The following is a 22,304-nucleotide window of genomic DNA, read 5'->3' as shown; positions in this document are numbered from 1 at the left end:
GCGATCACGCTGCTTTGTTGGACAGGCTGTCCGTCAGCAGGGCGTGCAGTGTGTTTGCATCCGCGTTGGCCCGCAATTTCGCGCAAATCGTGCTGTCACGCATAGTTCGCGAGACGAGAGCCAGGGCCTTCAGGTGATCGACGCCAGACCCTTCTGGGGCGAATAACGCAAAGACCAAGTCTACAGATTGTTTGTCGACAGCGTCGAAATCAAAAGGTGTTTCAACGCGAATGAAGCACCCGACAACAGAATCCAAACCGTGCAGGCGTGCATGTGGCAAGGCCACCCCGCGGCCCACGCCTGTGGGCCCCAGGGTTTCACGTTGTTGAAGGGCGGAAAATGCTTCGCCGCCATCAATTCCATAGCAATCCATCGCGATGTCACCAAGGTCCTGAAACAGGCGCTTCTTGGACGACACCGTCGACACGACCTTTACGGCCGATGGCATGAGGATGCTCGAAAGTTCCATACCCAACAACTTTCCCCACCCGCCTGCGGGCGGGTAACTTACGCTTCGTTTTGGGGGTCGATCCAGCCTACATTGCCGTCCTCACGGCGATAGACCACATTCATACCCTCGGTTTTCTCGTTTCGGAAAACGAGGACGGGCGCATGTGCCAACTCCATTTGCATCACTGCTTCACCAACCGAGAGCGACGGGATCCGTGTCTCCATTTCGGCAATGATCATGGGTTGAAGTGTCGCGTCGTCCGCTTCTTCCTGTCCTTCTTCTGAAGCGAGGATATACGAGGCTCCGCCAAAAACTTCAACCGGGTCTACTCGATCCTTGTGATGATCTTTCAATCGACGCTTGTAGCGCCTCAGCTGCTTCTCCATTTTCTCGGTGCAGTGATCGAACGCAGCATAGATTTCGGTGGCATTTGCCTTGGCCTGAGCTGTTAGACCCGTAGACAGATGCACAACGGTTTCGCAGACAAATTCATGGGCATTTTTCGAGAACACCACCTGTGCGTCGGTCGGCCGCTCGGCGTATTTCTGAACAACACTTCCAAGTTCGTCCTTTACGTGGACCTGAAGTGCTTCGCCAATGTCGATTTGTTTGCCACTGATTTGATATTGCATCCTACCTCCTATGGTATTTGCAGGCCTCAAGATACCTTACCCGCGAAGGGCAAGAATCGAAAAATCACTTATATTACTTAGTCTTGTGAGTGATTTGCAGAACCTTGTCCGCCCGAATTTGTTGGGGCGATCCGATGTGCATGCCTCGTTTCCGAGACGGCAGGAACGAAAGGTCAAGTGTTCTTGCATTACCCACATTTGGCGACGAGTCGTAGGGTGTTGTCAACCACAACTGCGGCGAAAACGATCATTTGATCGAGAAATTCTTTCCCAGATAGACCCGTCGCACGTTCTCATCCTGAATGACTTCGTCGGTCGTCCCGCTCATCAAAACATGGCCATCGTGAAGGATATAGGCGCGGTCCACGATCTCTAACGTCTCCCGGACATTGTGGTCGGTGATCAACACGCCAATACCGCGATCTTTCAGGTCGTGAACCAGTGATCTGATCTCGCCAACGGCAATTGGATCGACGCCCGCGAAGGGTTCGTCCAGCAGCAAATACTTGGGATTCGATGCCAATAGGCGGGCAATTTCGACTCGCCTGCGTTCACCACCAGATAGCGCCAGCGCGGGCGCACGACGTAGGTGGCTAATCGAAAATTCGTTAAGCAGCTCTTCCAGCCGCTCACGCCTTTTGTGGCGATCCGGGGTCGAGATTTCCAGAATGGCCAGTATGTTATCTTCGACCGACATTCCCCGGAAAATCGACATCTCTTGCGGCAGATAGCCGATGCCGTATTTGGCACGTCGGTACATAGGCAACAATGTTACATCGCGCCCGTCGATCATCACCTGCCCTGCTTCGGGGGTAACCAGTCCGGCAATGGAATAGAATGTCGTGGTTTTGCCGCAGCCGTTGGGGCCCAGCAACGCGACGACTTCGCCGCGGTGAAGCTCTAAATCCACATCCCGGATCACCGGCTTCTTACGATAGCTTTTGCGCAACCCAATGATGCGCAGCCCAGCGTCGCCGTCTTCAACCGTTAAATCAGGTGCCTGAGCCATCAATTTGCGCCCGTTTGGATAATAGATTTGACCCGGCCATCCATTGTGCCGGTGCCCGATTTCAGGTTCACCGTTAGTTTTTCTGATGACAGAGCGTTCTGACCTTGGGTTAGGATCACGTCGCCGGTCATGACAATCACACCCGAAGAAATCGTGTAAACTGCATCGCGTGACTCCGCGGCTTCGGCGCCATTCACAAGCGTAACCCCACCAGAGGCAAGCAGGCGTGAAATCTCGCCGGTTGTGTCGGCGCCAGTCGCGTATTCGACTTTGACTTGTCCGGCAGACAAGCGCATTTCGCCCTGCCCGATCTGAACATTACCAACAAATGTCGCCGATCCATCGGCTTGGTCGACATTCAACTGATCGGCGGTGATCTCAACCGGGAGCGTGCTGTCATGTTTCAGTCCGCCAAAAGCCACTTGTGCCTGAGCCTGAGCCATGACGGGCAGGCTTAGCGCCAACAAACAGGCCGCAATACGTGCGCTTCTCATCACTTCACTTCCCCCTCTGTCTGGGGTTGGTATACCAGCTTAACACCGTCCTTGAAAACAAGAAGATAGGTACTGGGCCCGTCGCCCTGTTTAGTAATTTCCGCAGTGCCGGCCGTCATGTCGCCCATGGGGCCACTGGCCTCGACCGGGCCGTTTGACTTGGCATAGGTTGCATCCATTGCTGTTGTCAGCCCGTCGGTGGCGATCTCGTAGTCCGTCGATGTGACCAGCGTGACGCCGCCCGATAGGTCCACCCGGTTCGAGCTTCCGTCAATCACTGCCTTGGCCGCATCGATATCGACGGCACCACCATCCGGTGTTTCAATCCGGGCAGCCAAAACATCAGCCGTGAAAAGGTTTGGGGTGTTTGAATCAGGTACGGCACTTTTGGCAGAGAATGAGATTGCAGCACCATCTTCTGTCACGCTGGAGAATTTGGGACTGTCGATCCGCTGGCTGCCCGTCAGTTCTTCAAGATTAACGCGGGCATAGCTTAGCGCAGTTGTCGGGTCGACGGATTTCGAGATCAGGAACATCGTTGACAGCAATGCAAGCGCACTGACCGGCAGAAGAACTTTCAGCCAGGCGACGAAGCGAGAATAACGTGTGTCAGACCTGTTCATGGGGCCCCGAGTTTAGATCAGTATGTTATGGTATTTAGGGGGTATCGCGCCGGTTCCAAGGCGCAGACCCGTCACCAAGCAGGTCTCCGCCGGTTCAGTGCGCAAAAATGTCCTGTTCGGGCCAACCCGCAAGGTCAAGCTGCGCGCGCATTGGCAGGAAGTCAAAGCAGGCTTGCGCCATGTCCATGCGTCCTTCCCGCTCCAGCCGCTGATTCAGTTCGTCGCGAAGCTTGTGAAGATACAGTACATCGGACGCAGCATAATCTAGCTGCGCTTTTGTCAGCTCTTCCGCGCCCCAATCGCTCATCTGTTGTTGCTTAGAGATATCGACCTTCAAGAGCTGATCCAGAAGGTTCTTCAATCCGTGCCGGTCCGTGTATGTGCGAATCAGTTTCGAGGCGATCTTGGTGCAATAGACAGGCGCCGTAACCACGCCAAAGGCATTCAGCATTGCCGCAATGTCGAACCGCCCAAAGTGAAATAGCTTCAGCACGTTGGGGTCCGCCAGCATACGTTCCAGGTTCGGGGCGCTCGTTTGCCCCTTTTCGACCTGTACCAAATGTGCGTCACCATCGCCCGAGGACATTTGCACAACACAAAGCCGATCGCGATGCGGGTTCAGACCCATCGTCTCACAGTCGATCGCAACGATTGGTCCAAGATCCAAACCATCGGGAAGGTCGCGCTTGTAAAGGTGATTGGCCATGTCTGCCCTCATTGTCCGTTTCCCCCTGATATGCTCAGAGGGGAGCAGGTTCAATGAAAAGACGGCTTAACGGCCGTGGTAAAGCCCAACAACATGCTCGGCTTCGGCGAAGAACAGCCAGCGGCCAACGACAACACCGACAAGATGCAGCGCCAGTGCGATAAATGCGATGATGTGGCCTGGATGGGTCAACAGCAAAAGCGCTGCTGGCAAGGCGCTGGCCAGCACGAGCGTGATCATGCGCAGCTTCTCTGCGTGTTTGCGGCCGACGCGATAGACCATTTCGTCCATCACATAGTTGCGTGCGGTGTGGCCGCTCTCCAGCATCCGCACATCACCAAGATGAGCAAGGCCGGTAGCGTCGCCAGTCGTGCCACGCTCTGCGGCACGTCGATCCCCGATGCGCCACATGGCGAACAGCGTGACGCCCAGCGCCAACAGCAGGACGCCAGCGATCTTGGATTCGCCCGCCAAAAGCGCGCCGCCACCGAGCGCGTGCAACAAAAACATGACCGGAGTCAGCGGCTGGTTCCAACGCCGAACGGTTTTGAGCTGCCCATAGATCATTGATGTTGTGACGATCGTGGCCAGCGCAAAAACAGAGCCTATTGCACCGGATATCGCCATATCCGCCCCAATAAAGATGCGTGGTATCGCGACCAGAGCAAAAAGGCCCAGCGTAATAACAGCTGCGACACCCTCGCGGCTAAGCCAGCTGGTGCGCCATTGGCTGAATGCATAGATCGCATTCATCTTGTTGCCCAAGTGAAAGGTCGAGGCGATCAGCCCAATACACGACAGCGCATAGGCGATGGCAAAGAACCAGAACGCTGTCGAGCCGGTGACATCAGGAATGCCAAGCCCGAGCCAAAAGAACAGTCCGAAGCCAAGCCCCGACAGCGTGGTGAAGATGATAACACTGGGTGCAGGATGCATCCGTTTCCTCCGTCAGAGCTTTTCAAGCGCTTTATCGAGCCAGCCAAGGAACCCCTTCGGCTCGTCTGCAACCACGTTAAGCGGCTGCGTGTTCAATGTGTCTTTGGGGCGCGGTGGCAGATATTTGTTCGTAGGTTTGGTGCCAAGGTCTGGCATCAAATCGTAACCACCACGTTCGGCCACTAATTGTGAAACATCGCTGTCTGGGTCGCCAAGGTCTCCGAAATGACGAGCACCGGCAGGGCAGGTGCGCACACAAGCAGGAACGCGGTCCTCTTCGGGTAGGTTCTCGTTGTAAATTCGGTCAACGCAAAGGGTGCATTTCTTCATGATGCCAGCGTCGCGATCCAGTTCGCGGGCGCCATAGGGGCAAGCCCACGCGCAAAGGCCGCAACCGATGCAGCGATCTTCGTTCACCAGAACGATGCCGTCTTCCTCACGCTTATAGCTCGCGCCTGTGGGGCAAACCGTGACACAAGGCGCATCATCGCAGTGCAAACAGGACCGCGGCATGTGAACGGTCTGCGCCGCTTTGCCTTCTGCTTGTGCCTCGTACGAGAACACGCGGTTCAGAAACGTCCCACCCGGATCGGCGCCATAGGCATTAATATCGGACAGCGGCGCACCATAGTTCTGGGTGTTCCAGCCCTTACAAGCCGTGACACAGCCATGGCAGCCAACACAGGTATCCAGATCGATAACAAGACCCAGCTTTTTGTTGGTCTTTTCAGGAAGTGCAGTCATTAAATCTTCCTCGCAACAACACGTGGGCCTTTGCCGACCGGGGACTTGATCGACGGGAATTCTGGCTGGCTTTCAGCCGGTTTAGGGTCTGCTTTTTCGATTTTCACGCGCAGATCAAACCACGCCGCCTGGCCGGTGACAGGATCAGAGTTCGCCCATCTAAGCCCGTCGCCTTTCGGCGGCTGCAGTTCGTGAATAAGATGGTTCAGCAAGAAGCCTTCGGTTGCCTCTGGGGCATCATCTTCCAGCGCCCAGGTTCCTTTGCGCTTCCCAATAGCATTCCACGTCCAAACCGTCTTTGAATTCAAGCTCGCGTGGTGGGCAACGGGGACAGTGATCGAGCCATGGGCCGAAGTCACACGCGCATAGTCGCCATCCGCAAACCCGTGTTCGTTCCAAAGGTCGGTTGGCAGATACAGATAGTTCTTGCCGGTGATCTGACGCAGCCATGCGTTTTGCGTGCCCCATGAGTGATACATGTGCATGGGCCTTTGGGTCAGCGCGTGGATCGGATACTCATCCGTGCTGACATTGCCATCCTCGAACGGCGCGTACCACATTGGCAGCGGGTCCATGGTCTGTGCAATGCGTTCGCGCAGATGCTCGGGCGGTTGAACATCGCCATATCCTTCAGCGGCCAGTTGGAACTTCCGCATCGGTTCGACATAGAGGTTGAACACATAGGGCGCTTCGGCATCAAAGATACCGCGCTTCACGGCCCATTCCTGATAGGCTTTGTTCCAAGGTTTATAGAATGTCGCTTCCTCGGGAATGTGATCAATCCAGAAGCCGCCATTTTCGATATATTTGTCGATTTGGGCTGGATTAGGCTCTCCTCTGCCCTTTCCATTGCCATCTGCACCACGCCAACCAGCCAGCGGGCCAACACCGGGACGGCGTTCGTGATTCACGAGGTAATCGGCATAGTCTTCGAATTTGGCCGAACCATCTTCGGCCACGAAACCGGGCAAGCCGAGCTTTGCGCCAAGTTGGACTAGAACGGTTTGGAACCCACGCACGTTGCGGTCAGGTTCAACAACCGGCCAACGGATCGCGTCCGCCGCTCCATCCGCTTCACAGATCGGGCGGTCGAGCAGGCTGATGCAATCGTGCCGTTCAAGATAGGTCGTATCCGGCAGAATCAGATCCGCATAGGCCACCATTTCCGAGCTGTAGGCGTCAGAATAGATGATGTTGGGGATAACATAGTTTCCGTCGTCATCCTTGTCAGTCAGCATCCGAATGACTTCGGCCGAGTTCATCGACGAGTTCCAGGCCATGTTGGCCATGTAAAGGAACAGCGTATCGATCTTGTAGGGATCGCCCGCATGCGCGTTCGAGATCACCATATGCATCAACCCATGCGCCGACATTGGGTTTTCCCATGTGAAAGCTTTGTCGATCCGTTTGGCGTTGCCGTCATCGTCCAAAAGCAGATGCTCTGGCCCCATCGGATAACCCAGATGCGGACCGTCAAGCGGCTGGCCAGGCGTCACGCCTGCATGAGGTTTCGGATGCGCCTCGGGTGGTTTGGGGTAGGGGGGTTTGAAGCGGAACCCGCCGGGAACCTCAACTGAGCCAAGCAGGATTTGCAGCATGTGCAGCGCACGGCAGGTCTGGAACCCGTTTGAGTGTGCCGATATCCCGCGCATGGCGTGGAAGCTGACCGGACGCCCGATCATCTTGTCGTGCTTTTGGCCTTTCCAGTCGGTCCATGGCTGGTCGAGGACAATCTCTTCCTCAAACGCGACGCGTGCAAGTTCAGCGGCGATCGAACGAATGCGATCTGCTGGAATGCCGGTCTGTTCAGCAACCGCCTCTGGGGCGTATTCATCCGAGATGTAGCGCTCTGCCATCAGTTGGAACACCGGACGATGGCTGGTGCCACCATGGCGATGGGCACTGGCCAGATCAGGCATGACGCCGGGCGCGTCATAGTCTGCAAGCTTGCCGGTCGCTCGGTCGATCACCTGCGGCTTGCCTGTCTCGCCACGCAAGAAAAGGCCATTTTCTGGTGAATTAGGCTCTTCATTGACGATAAAGCCGACATTGGTGTAACGCGACAGGTAGTTCAGATCGACCTTACCCGCGCGGATCAATTCATGGACCAAGGACAGGATGAAAAGCCCATCCGTGCCGGGCGTGATGCCCACCCATTCATCTGCAATCGCGTTATAGCCTGACCGGATCGGGTTCACGCCGATCACCTTTGCGCCGCGCTCTTTCAACTTGCCCAAACCGATCTTAATCGGGTTGCTGTCGTGATCCTCGGCCACGCCGAAAATCATGAAGAGCTTGGTGCGGTCCCAGTCAGGCTGCCCGAACTCCCAAAACGCGCCGCCCATCGTGTAGATGCCAGCCGCGGCCATGTTAACCGAGCAGAATCCGCCGTGCGCGGCGTAGTTTGGCGTGCCGTAAGCTTGCGCAAACCAAGATGTGAAACTTTGGCTTTGGTCGCGACCGGTGAAAAACGCCAGTTTCGATGGATCTTCTTCACGAAGAGGGGCCATCAGTCCGGCAGCCATATCCAGCGCTTCGTCCCAGCTAATTTCCTCGAACTCGCCCGATCCACGCGGCCCGACACGTTTCAGGGGGGCACGCAGGCGAGACGGCGCATAGTGCTGCATGATCCCCGAAGAGCCCTTGCCGCACAGAACGCCCTTGTTCACAGGGTGATCGCGGTTGCCCTCTATATAAGCGACTTGGCCGTCTTTCATGTGCACGTTGATCCCGCAGCGGCAGGCACACATATAACATGTGGTTTGGCGCACTTCGTCGGAAACAATCGGCGACGTATCAATCTGAATGTTCTCAGGCTTGGTCATATCGGTGATGGCCCTGTCGCAAGGTCTTAGCTTTGAAGACAATTTTTCATGGCAAGACGGGGCATTTGCCCCGCATAACTTGGTTGCTGAACCCAACCAGTCAGCACCCTCAATCGGTAGGTCCAGATGCAGATGGGTTTATAACCAGACGTGGGTTTCTACAAGCTAACCGCATGCGAATCGATGATAGATTTCTTGGGAAGCCTGACCAATGTGGTGGTCAGACATGCCAGCAACTTACGCAAGATCGGAAATATTTCCCGAAGTGCTGCGCATTTCGGCGCAGTCCGTCTTTTCAGTTGGCTGCATACTCAAAATTATTGGACGTTTTTCCCACTTTACTGGCAGATCACGCGAAACAGACGGAGCGCCAGTTTGGATCACCTGCCAATTTTCCTTGATATCCGAGACCGCAAGGTCGTCGTTGATGGCGGCGGCACGTCTGCTGCGCGCCGAGTTGAGCGTGCGTTGTCTGCTGGGGCGGAAGTGACGGTATTCGATCCCGCTCCGGAAGAGGAGTTACGCCGCCTTATCGGACATAAGCACCTGACTCACGTTGCCCGTGTCCCGCAAGATGGGGATTTTGATGGGTGCTTGATTGCTTACGGTGCCTCTGAAGACGAAGTCCGTGATCGTTTCTTGCATCAAGCTGCGAAGTCTGCGGGCGCGTTGGTGAACGTAGCGGACGTGAAGCCGCTTTGCGATTTCATCACACCTTCGGTCGTTGATCGAAGCCCGGTGACAATAGCAATTTCAACGGGCGGAGCAGCACCTATTGTAGCCCGTATTCTGCGCGCGCGGATCGAGGCGCTTTTACCCACAGGTTACGGACGTCTGGCCGAGTTTTTATCAGGCCTCCGGGGGCGGATCGAAGCCCGCGTCGATGGTGGCCGTGCTCGTCGCCGTTTCTGGGAGCGGATGATCGAAGGCCCGATCGGGGATGCCGTATTGACCGGCGACGAGGATCGAGCAAGTCACTTGATAGATCAAGCGCTTGATCGTCAGGATGCCGAGCAGGGCGGCGTTTGGCTGATCGGGACGGGATCTGGCGACCCCGAGCTTTTGACCTTCCGCGCTTTGGGTGCGATGCAGCGTGCGGATGTCGTGTTTCATGATGGCTCTGCCAGCCCAGAGTTGTTGGCTTTGACGCGGCGCGATGCTGAGCGTCGAGTCACGATCTCCAACTCGCTCGATATAGTCTCTAACTTGGCCCAGAATGGTCAACGCGTGGTGTGTTTGCTGCCAGGCGACGCGGTTAGTGATCCATCAGTTAAGTCCCAATTTGCACGACTTGCCGCAGCGGGCGTCGAGGCTCATCTGATCCCGGGTGTGCAAAGTGATGGAATGTCGGCTCGCGCGGATGGCAAGGTTGTCACGCTTGCAGCGCCCGCGTCGCGGCCAGACGATCACGCGATGAGTTTGGCCCCAAGACAGTCCCTCTAAACTGATCGAGTCCACGTCATATTTCTGTTACGCGCTTGACCTATCCCGCGAGGGACAGACAGAGTCACGGTAATAGGGGGGCGACACCATGGCGCGCATCGCAATCAATGGTTTGGGACGTATGGGGAAACTGGTCCTGCGTGACCTGATCGACAACGGCGCACCGGGCGAGATTGTGCTGCTTAACGATCCCGTTGGCGATGCGGAACAACACGCCCATCTGTTGGAGTGGGATACGGTCCACGGGCGTTGGAACGCTGAATTTCATGCAGCGGACGGCAGTATCACGATCAACGGACAAACAATGCAGCTTACCAACAGTTGGACGCTGGATGACCTGCCCTTGGCGGAAAACGCAATTGATCTTGTGATTGACTGCACTGGCGCGTTCAAGACGAACGAAAAGCTCGCACCTTATTATTCCGCCGGCGTCAAGAAAGTTGTCGTTTCGGCGCCCGTGAAAGAAGACAATGCGCTGAATGTTGTCTATGGCGTGAATCACAGTCTTTACGAAGATCAGGATTTGGTGACTGCGGCCTCGTGTACGACCAATTGTTTGGCCCCTGTGGTTCAGGTGATCCAGACCCAATTAGGTATCAAACATGGGTCGATGACGACCATTCATGACGTCACGAATACGCAAACCATAGTCGACCGTCCGGCCAAGGACCTGCGACGCGCACGGTCGGCGCTGAATTCGTTAATCCCGACAACAACGGGATCGGCCAAGGCGATCACCCAGATATTTCCTGAACTTGAAGGGCGCTTGAATGGTCATGCGGTCAGGGTGCCGCTGCTCAATGCGTCGCTGACCGATTGCGTTTTCGAGCTGGAGCGCGCAACAACAGTGCAAGAGGTGAATGAACTGTTCAAAGCGGCCTCGGAAGGGCCCCTGAAGGGGATCCTGGGTTACGAAGAGCGCCCACTTGTTTCCGCAGATTACACCAATGATCCACGTAGCTCGATCATCGACGCATTGTCGACGATGGTGGTGAACGGCACCCAACTGAAAATCTATGCCTGGTACGACAACGAATGGGGTTATGCTTGCCGGTTGGCGGATGTGGCGCGGATGGTTGGAGCGTCGATCGAATGAGTACAGAAGGGTCGTCAGATCGACCTGACGGGCTGCATGCCTATATTGCGGTGACGGCCGCATACTGGGCGTTCATGCTGACTGATGGCGCGCTTCGTATGTTGGTGCTGTTGCACTTCCACACACTGGGATTTTCGCCGTTCACACTGGCCTGGCTGTTTCTGCTTTACGAGTTCGCCGGGATAGTCACAAACTTGTCTGCCGGATGGATCGCGGCTCGCTTTGGGCTAAGTTCGACCCTATTTATGGGCCTGATCCTGCAGGTTTTCGCTTTGATAGCGCTGGCATTACTTTCACCCGGATGGGCGATGGCCCTTTCGGTCGCTTACGTCATGGTGGTGCAGGGCTTGTCCGGCGTTGCCAAAGATCTGACCAAGATGTCGTCCAAAAGCGCGGTGAAACTGCTGGCCCCCAGTGGGCAAGGCGGACTGTTCAAATGGGTTGCCATTTTGACAGGCTCCAAAAATGCGGTGAAGGGGTTTGGTTTCCTATTGGGTGCGATCTTGCTTGGTGTGATTGGGTTTTCGGGCTCATTGATCGTAATGGCGGTTGCACTTGCAGTGATACTGTTGATGCTTTTGTTTTGGATGCCGAAGGGCCTTCCGGCAGGCTCAAAATCGGCAAAATTTTCGCATATGTTATCCAAGGACACGCGGGTGAACCGTTTATCCCTTGCGCGAATGTTTTTGTTTGGGGCGCGGGATGTCTGGTTCGTTGTGGGTGTGCCTGTCTATTTCCAAACGGTGCTGACCCAGTACGGGCATTTTGACGACCGTGACGCGTTTTTCCTTGTCGGCGGCTTTATGGCCGTTTGGATTGTCGCTTATGGCGCCGTACAGGCCTATGCCCCGCGTTTATTGCGTGCCCACGTCCGGGACGAGGCTGGTCTGGTACATGATGCAAGTCGTTGGGCCGCAATTCTGACTGTGTTGATCACAGTGCTGGCGGTGCTGTCGTTCTTCCCACAGGATTTGTTGGTCTTCATGGTCGTAGCAGGGTTGCTGCTGTTCGGTTTTGTTTTCGCCGTCAACAGCGCACTTCATTCCTATCTGATTCTGGCGTTCAGCACGGCCGAGCGTGTGACTCGCGACGTCGGATTTTATTATATGTCTAACGCCGCCGGGCGTTTGCTGGGAACACTTCTTTCTGGATTAAGCTATCAACTTGGCGGGCTGAGCCTTTGTCTATCTACGGCTGCGGTAATGGCAGCGCTAAGCTGGGCCTCCGCAAGATTCCTTGCCAGAGAGTACGCGCTGTCCTAGCGTTCTGGGCATGAACTATGACACGCTGATTGACGACGAAACCTGGGCATTTATCCGCGAGACGGAAACCTACTACCCGGCCGATACCATCACGGCAGATATTGCCACCCAACGTGCCATCTATGATCGCATGTGTCGGGCCTTCTTTACGGGGTATCCCGACGGTGTTTCAGCGCGTGACGACATGGCGGGCTCGGTTCCGATCCGTATCTATGAGGGTACCCGTCACGATGCGACGGTGATTTACTATCATGGGGGTGGATTTGTGGTTGGCGGGTTGGATAGCCATGATGATGTTTGCGCCGAGATTTGTGAGCGTTCGGGCGTGCGAGTCGTCAGTGCCGACTATCGACTATGCCCGGAACACAAGCACCCCGCAGCCTATGATGACGCGCTTGAGGTGGCGCAATATGTGGCTCTAACATGGCCAAGTTCGCTGATTCTTGCCGGCGACAGTGCGGGTGGGAACCTTGCGGCAGCTGTCGCTCATTCGACCCGTGGTGATAGCCGATACACTGGGCAGGTGTTGATTTATCCCGGTCTCGGCGGCGACATGTCCAAGGGTTCGTATCTTTCGCACGCGCATGCGCCGATGCTGACATTGGATGATATTCTGTTCTATCAGGCGATGCGCTATCAAGATGAAGTGCCTGGTTGTGACCCGACCTCGGCGCCGCTTCAGGCAACTTCGTTCGCGGACCTCCCGCCAACTTTGATTGTGACGGCTGAATGTGACCCGTTGGCAGATGACGGGCAGCACTATCGGGATGCAATTTTGGCAGCTCGCGGCAGGGTGCGCTGGGTGAATGAGCCCGGCTTGGTGCATGGCTATCTTCGTGCGCGTTATTCCGTGACTCGTGCCCGCCTTAGCTTTGATCGGATCGTAGCGGCCATCGGGATGTTTGCGCGTGGCGAGTGGTACGACTGACCCTTTGCACATACGTAGGATTCACGTAATCTGGCGGGACAAAGGGCCTGTGGTCAACGCATCGCCAACCAAGGAAGAGCAGTCATAATGCCCCCTATCGGGATTTCTCTATTTCGCGGCTTGCAAAACATGCAAGGCGCCGCGGGGCTTGAACGGCGATTGCGTCGCGGTGTAGCGGATGGCACCGAACATCCCACCCGTGGGGCAGAGCGCCTGTGCCGAGATATGGCAGATCGCCCTGATGGTTTTCTGATTTGGATTCACCTCCAGAATCTGGACGAGATCGAGAAGATCATCGGACTAGTACAGCACTTCCGAAGCGATCGCTCTGATATAAATGTTCTTCTCACGACCGCGATCTTCGATGGAGCGGTGTTAGAGGTCGATGATATTATCCATCAATACGCACCTTATGCGTCTTCGGCGCTTGCGACCCAATTTCTGGACCACTGGCAACCTGACATGGTGTTTTGGATGGATGCAAAGCTCGACATAGCCTTGCTGCCTGAGGTGTTTGAGCGTGACGTTCCCGCGATCTGGGTTGACGCGCATCTTCCGAAGGAGGCGCAGAGCCAGTGGCGCTGGCTGCCTGGTTCCTTGAAGTCAATATTAAAGGGATTCGACACTATTCTTGCGGAAACCGAACGCTCTGCGCGCGAACTGAGGAAGTTCGGTGCGCGTTCGGATCAAGTCGTTATGTTTGGACCGCTCCAACTTCAGGTGGTGGCGCCGTCTTGCAATATGGCCGAGCGTGATGGTTTGGCCCGTGCGCTTGGTGCCCGACCTGTTTGGTTGGCGCTTGGGGTGTGCGAGGTCGAGGAGGCCGCTCTTCTCGCCGCCCACAAGCAGTTGGTGCGAAGGTCCCACAGGTTATTGCTAATCATCGAGCCAAGGGATGAAGAGCGAGGGGATGGGCTTGCCCAACGCCTTGAAGATGAAGGCTGGGGCGTGGCGCGGCGGTCGCACGACGAGGAGCCCGATCCAGAATGTCAGGTCTATCTTGCAGATCAAATGGGCGAGGCTGGCCTTTGGATGCATTTGGCGCCGATCACATATGCTGGTGGAAGCATGGGCATCGGCACGGAACTTAATCCACTTGAGCCTGCCGCGCTTGGATCGGTGGTCCTGTTCGGACCACATGTCAACGGGTATCGCGACGCGTATCGGCGGCTGGAAGGGGCGGGGGCAGCCCGTCGAGTGAGTGATGCGAAGACGTTGAAGGAAGCTGTGGGGCACCTTCTTTCTCCGGAAGAAGCCGCCAAGATGGCGATGGCCGCCTGGGATGTTACAACAAGCGGCGCTGAGGTGAGCGACCTGCTGCGTGAAAAACTGTCCGATGTGTGTGATGCAGCCGAGATACGAGGACCACATGCGAACGCCTAGCTTCTGGTTCACACCACCCGACAAACCAAACTGGCGTGCCCGATTGCTGGCCCCGTTGGGCTGGATTTACGGCGCAGTCACTGCCCGTCGTGTTGCCGAGGATCCGACACACCGCGCGAATGTCCCAGTGATCTGTATCGGTAATATAAACGCTGGCGGTACCGGCAAGACACCCACCACCATCGCGCTGGCGCAGCACTTGATTGCGCGCGGTTTGGATGTACACATTGTTTCTCGCGGTCACAAAGGGTCGCTGGAAGGTCCTTTGCGCGTTGATGAACGCGGGCATTCTGCCGATCAGGTTGGTGATGAACCAATGTTGATGGCCGCCTTCACCGCCACTTGGATTGCAAAGGATCGCGCCTTGGGCGTGAAAGCCGCCGAGCAAGCTGGGGCCGATGTCATCCTGATGGATGACGGCTTCCAGAACCCAGCGGTCGAAAAAAAACTGTCGATTGTTGTGGTCGACGCGGTTAAGGGTTTCGGCAACGCGCGGTGCATTCCGGCCGGACCGCTTCGCGAAACTGTACCGGCAGGCTTGCAGCGCGCCGATCTTCTTTTGTCGATTGGTATCGAGGCAGCGCAACGGCGGTTTGCGAAAGACTGGTCCGGTCAGATCACCTGTCCCCATACCAAAGGGCGGCTGGAGCCATTGCCGACAGGTATGGATTGGGACGGAATGAACGTGCTTGCGTTCGCTGGGATCGGACTGCCCGAGAAGTTCTTTGCGACCGTTCAGGGCCTTGGGGCTAACTTGCTTCGGGCCGAGGCGCTTGCGGACCACCAACCCTTGACCGAGGCGTTGATGAAGAGGCTGGAGATCGAGGCACAGGCGCTTGGCGCTCAGCTTGTCACCACGGAAAAGGATGCCGTGCGTCTGCCAACCTCGTTCCGGTGCAAAGTTCTGACAGTCCCCGTTCGGTTGGTGTTGCCAGACTGGTTGCTGGTTGATGCAGAACTTGCGAAGATTGGGCTGGGTTAGAGCCTGCTACGGCCCTAACCCGATCGTTTACTCTGCCAGCTTTTCATCGATCAGCTTGGCAAACTCGTCGTAGGACATATTCGAGTATGTTGTGCCATCGATTACGAAGGATGGCGTAGCGTTGATCTCATCAGCAGTTGCGTTCTGTTGATAAGCGGCAACCATGCTTTGAGCCATTGCCTCGTCCTGCAAGCAGGCGTCCAGCTGTTCGTCGGTCATACCTGCGGTGCGGCCGATCTTTCGCAAGTTGTTCAGAATTTGACCGGGATCGCCATCGCCAATCCATTCTTTCTGATCTGTATAGATTTTGTCAGCTAGACCGAAGTAACGTGTCTCGCCGCCGCAACGTGCGATCATGCCGGCCCACAGACCAAATCGGTCAAAATACACCTCGCGGAGGACAAACTTGATCTTGCCCGTGTCAATGTAGTTCTTCTTGAGCTCTTTAAAAACTGTCTCGTGGAAGTTCGCGCAATGCGGACAGGTGAACGACGCGTATTCGATCACGGTTACCGGGGCGTCAGCATCACCCAGAACCATGTCGGGGGCCAGTTCGACTTCGACTTCGGCATCTGCGCTTTGCGCTTCTGCGATCGAAACGCCAGGCACCGAACCACTGTTCTGGCTCATGTAGTAGGCACCGCCGCCAATCAAAAGCACAGCGGCCAGCAGGATGGGTAGGAGTCGGGTCATGATATGTCTCTCAGCCTCTATCGTGTTTTTTGTTTCATCAGCACATTTTGTGCCAGTTTCTCTAATGCTTCGCGAAGCCCAGTATCGGCCACATCTGCAGTGACCTGAGCCGCGCGCGTGCGCGTTGCTTCGTCCGCTTGGGGTTTGAGTTTTGGGGCTGGCGTAAATTGTACCTGACCCTCGGCAAACCCGGTCGGAGCCGTTTGCGTGATCCTTACCCGCGCAATCGCGTTATAGCCATAGATGGCGTTCACTTTTGCGCGCAATTGCTCTTTCTGCATTTCCACCAGCGGCGCATTTGCGCCTGTGGTCAGAACAGTCAACGTGGCCCCTAAGCCACCGCGCCCATAGGAAATGTCGACAGGCTTGGTTGTTGCGGCTGCAGCGTCGCCCACTATCTCGGCCCAGTGTGTCAGTACGCGCGTGACAGCAAATCCGCGCGCTTCGCCCGTTTTGCGAATGCGCGTCGACAGCAGGCTTGATGTCCTTTCAAAGCCTTTGCGGCGGCGAGGGATTTTCTTCGTCTGTTTCACGTCTGGCACATCCTAGGATTGCCCCTATTCTATGCGTTTGAAGGTGCTATGCCAGTACAAACCCTTGTTAGGAGATAACACGTGCGTGACACGCCAGATTCCGCCGATTTATTGGCTTGGTATGATGTACATGCCCGTGATTTGCCGTGGCGGGTTAGTCCAGCGGACCGCGCTTTAGGAGTGGTTCCCGATCCTTATGCCGTGTGGCTGTCCGAGATCATGTTACAGCAGACGACCGTTGCAGCAGTAAGAGACTATTTCGCCCGGTTTATGGCATTATGGCCAACGATCAACGATCTGGCCAATGCCGATGATGACCGGGTGATGGGGGAATGGGCCGGGCTTGGATATTACGCGCGAGCCCGAAATTTGCTGAAATGCGCCCGGGTTGTTGCGCAGGGTGATGGTTTTCCAAGAACACGTGAGGGGCTCGAAGCGTTGCCCGGAATCGGGCCTTATACGTCTGCTGCAATTTCGGCGATTGCGTATGATCGACCGGAAACCGTTGTGGATGGGAATGTCGAACGGGTCATGTCCCGCGTGTTCCAAGTTGAAACGCCCCTGCCTGATTCCAAACCCGAGTTGAAACGCCTTGCTGCGATCTTGACGCCAACCAAACGGCCCGGGGATTATGCGCAGGCCGTAATGGATTTGGGGGCGACGATCTGCACCCCTAAGTCGCCAGCATGCGGCATTTGTCCATGGAATAGGGACTGTTTATCCCGAAGATCGGGCGTGCAGTCGACCCTTCCTGCCCGTAAGCCTAAAAGCGCTAAGCCGACGCGTCTGGGAATTGCATATCTTGCCCAGCGTGAAGACGGGTGTTGGCTGATCGAGCGCCGGCCAGATACTGGGCTTCTTGGTGGTATGCTTGGCTGGCCGGGAGCAGATTGGGGTGAGACACCGCTGGAGGCCCCGCCGATTTCCGCCAATTGGCGCGATCCCGGCGTCGAGGTACGACATACCTTTACACATTTCCACCTGCGTTTATCGCTGCGCGTCGCGGTTGTGCCAAATGACACGGATCCTGACCCGCGATTCTTCCAACAAATCAGGCCCAGCGATCTGCCGACCGTTATGCGAAAGGCGTTTGACGTCGCGAGAGCCTTCCTGTCGCATTGAGCGTTACCCCGGACAGAGCTATAAGTCATGCCGGGGCAGAAAGGACGCAACCATGGTTCCATCATCGACGGTCGCTCGGTTCCGAAACGCGGCACCTTTTGGTGTCTCGTTGTTGTTGCCAATTCTGGTCTGTATCGCTGCTGTAAATGGTGGTTGGTATCTTTTGTTGCCGCCACTGGGCACGTGGTGGCTCTACGCCGTGCTGGATGCGGCAGTCGGGCGGTATAGCGAAAACGCAGATCCCGACATCTCGGATAAGGATTTGTTTTGGTACCGCCTTATCACCCTGATCTGGTTTCCAATTCAGTTTGTGATGATCTACGGCATGATTTGGTACGTTACCGGTGCGGCGCACCTTTCGTTGTCCGAAAAGTTCTTTGCCTTCTTTGGAGTCGGGGTGCTGACGGGTGCGGTTGGGATCGTCTATTCGCATGAACTTATGCACCAATCCAGCCGGTTGGAGCGTTGGTTGGGCGATCTGTTGTTGGCCTTGGTCCTGTACAGTCACTTTCGCACGGAACACCTTTTGGTCCACCACCCGTATGTGGGCACGTCGCGCGATGCAGTGACTGCGAAGTACAACGAAGGATTCCACCGATATTTCGCCCGCGTATTGCGTGAAACGCCCGGTTCAGCGTGGAAGGCCGAAAAGGCGATGCTGGCGCGCCGCGGTTTTTCCGCTTTCGACGGGTCGAACCCGTTCTGGCGGTATGGGGCGTTGCAGCTCATCGCCATGATTCTTGCGGTGGTGATTGGTGGTTGGCTTGGCCTCGCCCTATTTGCTTTCCAGGCGTTGGTTGCCATTTGGCAGTTGGAGTTGACGAACTATGTCGAACACTATGGTCTGACGCGTAAATATCTTGAGGATGGGAAATACGAACGTGTGATGCCGCATCACAGTTGGAATGCGGATCATAGGGCGTCAAACTGGCTTTTGATCAACCTCCAACGCCATTCTGACCACCACTATAAGCCCGCACGACGATTTCCCCTTTTGCAGACCTATCCTGATGGCGAAGCCCCGCAACTTCCTTATGGGTATCCCGTTATGACGGTCGCAGCGATGATCCCGCCAGTTTGGCGACGTGTTATGAATCCGCGCGTGCGTGCATGGCGTAAACTGCACTATCCTGAAATCACCGATTGGAGCGCCTATAAGGCGGGTAGCTTGCCGCCACCGGGGCAAAATTAAGGATAGATCAGCTGCGCGTCACCGCTTTTCCATGGTGCATGCTTTTGCATGGTATTCGACAGGCGATGGCTTACCAAAAACGTCTCTAACCATGCGGAAACTTGTGGTGTGACCTCGCCGTCGAAGCGGGGTTTGTCGATCATCGCAAATTGCCGAACGAAGGGCAGAACTGCCATATCTGCCAAAGTCGGGCGATCGCCATAAAGCCAGCCGGCATCCAGTTGATCTTCCAACGATCTGAGGATCCCCATCGCTTCGGCGCGTGTTACATCCGGATCGCTGTCTGGGTGGCGGATCGCGTATTTGGTAAGGTCGAGCGCCCGCTTGAATGGACCGTCGAACGTCTCAATCAAACTGTCGCCGTCAGCGGGCATGTTGCAAAGACGCTCGGGATCATTCTGGGCCAATGCCCATCGCATGATGTCGACGCTCTCGTCCAAAACCTCTTCAGCCAACACCAAGCAAGGCACTGTTGCGGAAGGCGACTTTTCCAAAAAGGCCTGGGGTTTGTCGCGCAGGAGTATCTCGCGCAATTCGACCCTAACCCCGCTGCTGACCAGCGCAAGCCGGGCGCGGATGGCATAGGGGCACCGGCGGAAGGAATAGAGGATGGGAAGATCTAGCGTCATAATCAGATGATTTCGCACCAAGCGGACCGGCGCAACCGCAAAAAAAGGCCCCACCCTTTTCAGGGCGGGGTCAGTTGAAGAGTGCCGTGGAGCATGCCACAGGCACAGGCGGTACCTCGGGTTGCGGGCACTTATTGTATGCCCTGTAAATTCTTGGGATTAGTTCATTTCTGCGCGGATTTGCTGGCGCAGCAGGTCGATTGGAACTTTCTTTCCGTCCTGCTTAAAGTACCAGTAGGTCCAACCATTGCAGCTTGGTGCGCTTTCAAGGGCGGCGCCAACTTGGTGGATCGACCCACGAGCTTCACCGGAAATCAGCGTGCCATCTGCGCGAACCTTAGCGGTCTGGCCACGTGGACTTGTCAAAACTTCGCCGGGGCGCAGCATGCCGCGTTCGACCAACTGACCGAAGGGAACACGCGGCTCGGCACGTTTGGAAGGCGTCGTCGTTAGCGCTTCTTTGTCAAACTTGCGGACCTTTGAGATGCGCTTGTTGGCGACTTTGCGATAGGCTTCCTCGCGTTCGATACCAATAAAGTCACGACCCAGCATTTTGGCGACAGCACCTGTTGTGCCGGTACCGAAGAACGGATCAAGGATTACATCGCCCGGGCTGGTCGATCCGACCAAAATACGGTGCAATAGAGCCTCTGGCTTCTGCGTCGGGTGGGCTTTGTCGCCGTTGTCATCTTTCAGACGCTCATGGCCGGTGCAGATTGGAAGCACCCAGTCCGAACGCATCTGAATACCCTCATTCAACGCCTTCAGAGCTTCGTAATTGAACGTGTATTTCGCGCCCTCGGATTTCGAGGCCCAAATCATCGTTTCATGAGCATTGGTAAAGCGTTTGCCGCGGAAGTTTGGCATCGGGTTGGACTTGCGCCATACAACGTCGTTCAGGATCCAATAGCCCTGGTTTTGAAGTTCGGCACCCATGCGGAACACATTGTGATACGAGCCAATAACCCAAATCGCACCATCAGGTTTCAGGATGCGGCGGGCGGCTTTCAGCCACGCACGGGTAAACTGGTCATAAGCTTTGAAGCTGTCAAACTGGTCCCACTCGTCATCAACCGCATCGACTTTCGAATTATCGGGGCGATGCAGATCACCCTTTAGCTGTAGGTTATAAGGCGGATCGGCGAAAATCAGGTCGACCGAGTTTTCCGGTAGACTGTTCATCACCTCGATGCAGTCACCGTCAATAATCTGATTGAGCGGCAATTCGACAGCCGCTTTTGCTTTGGTTTTCGTCTTCATTTCTGCCTCATGTACCCGGCGCATTTTGCGCTCTTCGGTGGCGCATTGTTGCGCTCGTTTTGATGGGGTCAGGATGAGTCAAAGCTGATTCGTCGTCAAATTCTTTTTTGAATCAGTCACTTACATTTTTCTGTTGATACAAGATGTTGTGGACGGGCTTGAACGAACGTCTATGGTGTGGGGTTACACCAAGATTTTGAAGCGCCAACCTGTGGCTTTTCGACGGGTATCCTGCGTTCGTCTCCCAACCGTAGCCGGGGTACTGTTGCGCCAAATCCACCATGATCCGATCGCGGGTGATTTTAGCGACGATCGAGGCGGCGGAAATCGACAGTGATTTGGCATCACCTTTGATGATCGTCTCGGATGAAAGCGTCAGGCCGCGTGGCACCATATTGCCATCGATCAAGACATGATCCGGGGCGGTGGCGAGGCCTTCAATAGCGCGCACCATCGCCACGTGGCTGGCGCGCAAGATATTCATCTCGTCGATCTCTTCGACTGTGGCGTGGGCGATGGAAACATCGGCGGCCGTCATGATCAGATCAAACAAAGCCTCTCGCTTCTTGACGCTCAACGCCTTGGAATCGTTCATGCCTTCTGGAATGTTTGATGGATCAAGAACGACAGCCGCAGCTGTTACTGGTCCGGACAAGGGCCCACGGCCTACCTCGTCCACGCCAGCGATGCGCAAAAAGCCGCGATCATGCGCGGCCGTCTCAAAGCTAAAATCGGGTATAGACTTGCTCATGCATCTTGGGTCGCTGATCAGGCGCCTGCCTGCAAGTAAAAAAGGCGGGAGGCGAACCTCCCGCAAGTTAAGCGGCACGAAGGGTTAGGGGACGACGTGCCGCTGCTCGATGTTTGATTAGTAGGTAGGTTTTGTTCTGTAACCGCGCTGGGTCAGGCACGACCGGTGATAGATCTTACGGGTCACGTAGGTCCCTTTGTTGTTAAGAGCGACGATCGTGTCGCGACACCTGCGTGGCAACTGGTCAGCATAGGCAAAGTTGTTCTTGAAGCAGCGATTACTGAAGTAGTTCCGCATTCCCTGTTGCGTGTGATACGAACGAAGGCACTGGCTGGGTAGCTGAAGGTTGATCGGAACAGGTTGTACATGTGGGGCATGGGGCTTTGGGCGACGGGGACGATGTCCGTGATCGCGATCCTCTTTGCCCTTGTTTGATAGTAGTACACCAATTGTCGCCAATCCCAAGAGAGCACCGAGTATTGCGGCAGTGTCTCCACCATCTGATCTCGACCGGTCGTTTCCAGCCGAAACAGGCGCGGCGAGCAACGACATTGCAAGTGTAGCGCTAAGGGCAATTTTAAGGGGGGCAGCGATAAAGCGTTTCATTTGG

At 55.8% G+C, this 22,304-nt stretch carries 23 protein-coding genes; 8 read left to right on the top strand and 15 right to left on the bottom strand.

From position 1 onward, the window contains the following. Nucleotides 1-4: 4 nt before the first annotated feature. The 9 genes from V6N04_RS10480 to V6N04_RS10440 form a co-directional block, all read right to left on the bottom strand. Complete coding sequence (locus V6N04_RS10480) at nt 5-469, bottom strand: PTS sugar transporter subunit IIA (protein WP_371170110.1); 465 nt, start codon at nt 467-469, stop codon at nt 5-7. Between the two features lie 38 nt (nt 470-507). Then, complete coding sequence (gene hpf, locus V6N04_RS10475) at nt 508-1,083, bottom strand: ribosome hibernation-promoting factor, HPF/YfiA family (protein WP_371170109.1); 576 nt, start codon at nt 1,081-1,083, stop codon at nt 508-510. A gap of 247 nt (nt 1,084-1,330) precedes the next feature. Further along, a complete protein-coding gene (gene lptB / locus V6N04_RS10470; RefSeq protein WP_371170108.1) occupies nt 1,331-2,092 on the bottom strand; it encodes an LPS export ABC transporter ATP-binding protein in 762 nt (253 codons plus the stop codon). Further along, nucleotides 2,092-2,586, bottom strand: coding sequence for an LptA/OstA family protein (locus V6N04_RS10465; RefSeq protein ID WP_371170107.1), 495 nt, complete (start codon nt 2,584-2,586; stop codon nt 2,092-2,094). Before V6N04_RS10465 ends, lptB begins: the two co-directional genes overlap by 1 nt. Next, the gene (lptC, locus tag V6N04_RS10460; protein WP_371170106.1) at nt 2,586-3,209 is read right to left on the bottom strand and encodes an LPS export ABC transporter periplasmic protein LptC; all 624 of its coding nucleotides are present in this window, start codon (nt 3,207-3,209) and stop codon (nt 2,586-2,588) included. The genes V6N04_RS10465 and lptC overlap by 1 nt, the downstream gene beginning before the upstream one ends. A 94-nt stretch (nt 3,210-3,303) precedes the next feature. Next, nucleotides 3,304-3,915, bottom strand: a complete 612-nt coding sequence (locus tag V6N04_RS10455; RefSeq protein ID WP_371170105.1) for a ribonuclease D — start codon at nt 3,913-3,915, stop codon at nt 3,304-3,306. A 66-nt stretch (nt 3,916-3,981) separates the two neighbouring features. Then, a complete protein-coding gene (locus V6N04_RS10450; RefSeq protein ID WP_371170104.1) occupies nt 3,982-4,851 on the bottom strand; it encodes a dimethyl sulfoxide reductase anchor subunit family protein in 870 nt (289 codons plus the stop codon). Nucleotides 4,852-4,863: 12 nt separating this feature from the next. Further along, the gene (locus V6N04_RS10445; protein WP_371170103.1) at nt 4,864-5,595 is read right to left on the bottom strand and encodes a 4Fe-4S dicluster domain-containing protein; all 732 of its coding nucleotides are present in this window, start codon (nt 5,593-5,595) and stop codon (nt 4,864-4,866) included. Beyond that, a complete protein-coding gene (locus V6N04_RS10440; RefSeq protein WP_371170102.1) occupies nt 5,595-8,420 on the bottom strand; it encodes a molybdopterin oxidoreductase family protein in 2,826 nt (941 codons plus the stop codon). The genes V6N04_RS10445 and V6N04_RS10440 overlap by 1 nt, the downstream gene beginning before the upstream one ends. Nucleotides 8,421-8,795: 375 nt before the next feature. On the opposite strand from V6N04_RS10440, the gene V6N04_RS10435 reads away from it, so the two are divergent. The 6 genes from V6N04_RS10435 to lpxK all read left to right on the top strand — a co-directional run bounded on the left by V6N04_RS10435 (nt 8,796) and on the right by lpxK (nt 15,514). Beyond that, entirely contained in the window at nt 8,796-9,863 is a 1,068-nt protein-coding gene (locus tag V6N04_RS10435; protein ID WP_371170101.1) for an NAD(P)-dependent oxidoreductase, read from the top strand. Between the two features lie 88 nt (nt 9,864-9,951). Further along, the gene (locus V6N04_RS10430) at nt 9,952-10,959 is read left to right on the top strand and encodes an ArsJ-associated glyceraldehyde-3-phosphate dehydrogenase (protein ID WP_371170100.1); all 1,008 of its coding nucleotides are present in this window, start codon (nt 9,952-9,954) and stop codon (nt 10,957-10,959) included. Then, nucleotides 10,956-12,221 (top strand): organoarsenical effux MFS transporter ArsJ, encoded by a 1,266-nt coding sequence (gene arsJ / locus V6N04_RS10425; protein WP_371170099.1) that lies wholly within the window; start codon nt 10,956-10,958, stop codon nt 12,219-12,221. Before V6N04_RS10430 ends, arsJ begins: the two co-directional genes overlap by 4 nt. 10 nt (nt 12,222-12,231) lie before the next feature. After that, the gene (locus V6N04_RS10420; RefSeq protein WP_371170098.1) at nt 12,232-13,149 is read left to right on the top strand and encodes an alpha/beta hydrolase; all 918 of its coding nucleotides are present in this window, start codon (nt 12,232-12,234) and stop codon (nt 13,147-13,149) included. 87 nt (nt 13,150-13,236) lie between these two features. Next, a complete protein-coding gene (locus V6N04_RS10415; RefSeq protein WP_371170097.1) occupies nt 13,237-14,532 on the top strand; it encodes a 3-deoxy-D-manno-octulosonic acid transferase in 1,296 nt (431 codons plus the stop codon). Then, nucleotides 14,519-15,514 carry a tetraacyldisaccharide 4'-kinase gene (gene lpxK, locus V6N04_RS10410; RefSeq protein WP_371170096.1) on the top strand — a complete coding sequence of 332 codons (996 nt, stop codon included), beginning with the start codon at nt 14,519-14,521 and terminating at the stop codon, nt 15,512-15,514. Before V6N04_RS10415 ends, lpxK begins: the two co-directional genes overlap by 14 nt. Before the next feature lie 27 nt (nt 15,515-15,541). Here the strand turns inward: lpxK and V6N04_RS10405 are convergent, their stop codons facing one another. Next, nucleotides 15,542-16,207 (bottom strand): DsbA family protein, encoded by a 666-nt coding sequence (locus V6N04_RS10405; RefSeq protein WP_371170095.1) that lies wholly within the window; start codon nt 16,205-16,207, stop codon nt 15,542-15,544. A 17-nt stretch (nt 16,208-16,224) separates the two neighbouring features. Then, nucleotides 16,225-16,740 (bottom strand): DUF721 domain-containing protein, encoded by a 516-nt coding sequence (locus tag V6N04_RS10400; RefSeq protein WP_371170094.1) that lies wholly within the window; start codon nt 16,738-16,740, stop codon nt 16,225-16,227. Nucleotides 16,741-16,821: 81 nt separating this feature from the next. Between V6N04_RS10400 and V6N04_RS10395 the strand changes: the two genes are divergently transcribed. Beyond that, entirely contained in the window at nt 16,822-17,862 is a 1,041-nt protein-coding gene (locus tag V6N04_RS10395) for an A/G-specific adenine glycosylase (protein WP_371170093.1), read from the top strand. A 52-nt stretch (nt 17,863-17,914) separates the two neighbouring features. Further along, nucleotides 17,915-19,054, top strand: coding sequence for an alkane 1-monooxygenase (locus V6N04_RS10390; protein ID WP_371170092.1), 1,140 nt, complete (start codon nt 17,915-17,917; stop codon nt 19,052-19,054). On the opposite strand, the gene V6N04_RS10385 is transcribed toward V6N04_RS10390, so the two are convergent. From V6N04_RS10385 to V6N04_RS10370, 4 genes are all read right to left on the bottom strand, one after another. After that, nucleotides 19,051-19,683: a glutathione S-transferase gene (locus V6N04_RS10385; protein WP_371170091.1), complete on the bottom strand. Its 633-nt coding sequence runs from the start codon at nt 19,681-19,683 to the stop codon at nt 19,051-19,053. The genes V6N04_RS10390 and V6N04_RS10385 overlap by 4 nt on opposite strands. Before the next feature lie 159 nt (nt 19,684-19,842). Beyond that, nucleotides 19,843-20,943, bottom strand: a complete 1,101-nt coding sequence (locus tag V6N04_RS10380; RefSeq protein ID WP_371170090.1) for a site-specific DNA-methyltransferase — start codon at nt 20,941-20,943, stop codon at nt 19,843-19,845. A gap of 112 nt (nt 20,944-21,055) precedes the next feature. Then, complete coding sequence (locus tag V6N04_RS10375) at nt 21,056-21,694, bottom strand: ribonuclease HII (protein ID WP_371170089.1); 639 nt, start codon at nt 21,692-21,694, stop codon at nt 21,056-21,058. A 117-nt stretch (nt 21,695-21,811) separates the two neighbouring features. Further along, the gene (locus tag V6N04_RS10370; RefSeq protein WP_371170088.1) at nt 21,812-22,300 is read right to left on the bottom strand and encodes a hypothetical protein; all 489 of its coding nucleotides are present in this window, start codon (nt 22,298-22,300) and stop codon (nt 21,812-21,814) included. Between the last annotated feature and the right edge of the window lie 4 nt (nt 22,301-22,304).

The organism is Aliiroseovarius conchicola (genome assembly GCF_041403445.1).
GTDB classification, from domain to species: domain Bacteria; phylum Pseudomonadota; class Alphaproteobacteria; order Rhodobacterales; family Rhodobacteraceae; genus Aliiroseovarius; species Aliiroseovarius conchicola.
This window is presented reverse-complemented; position numbering and strand designations above follow the sequence as displayed.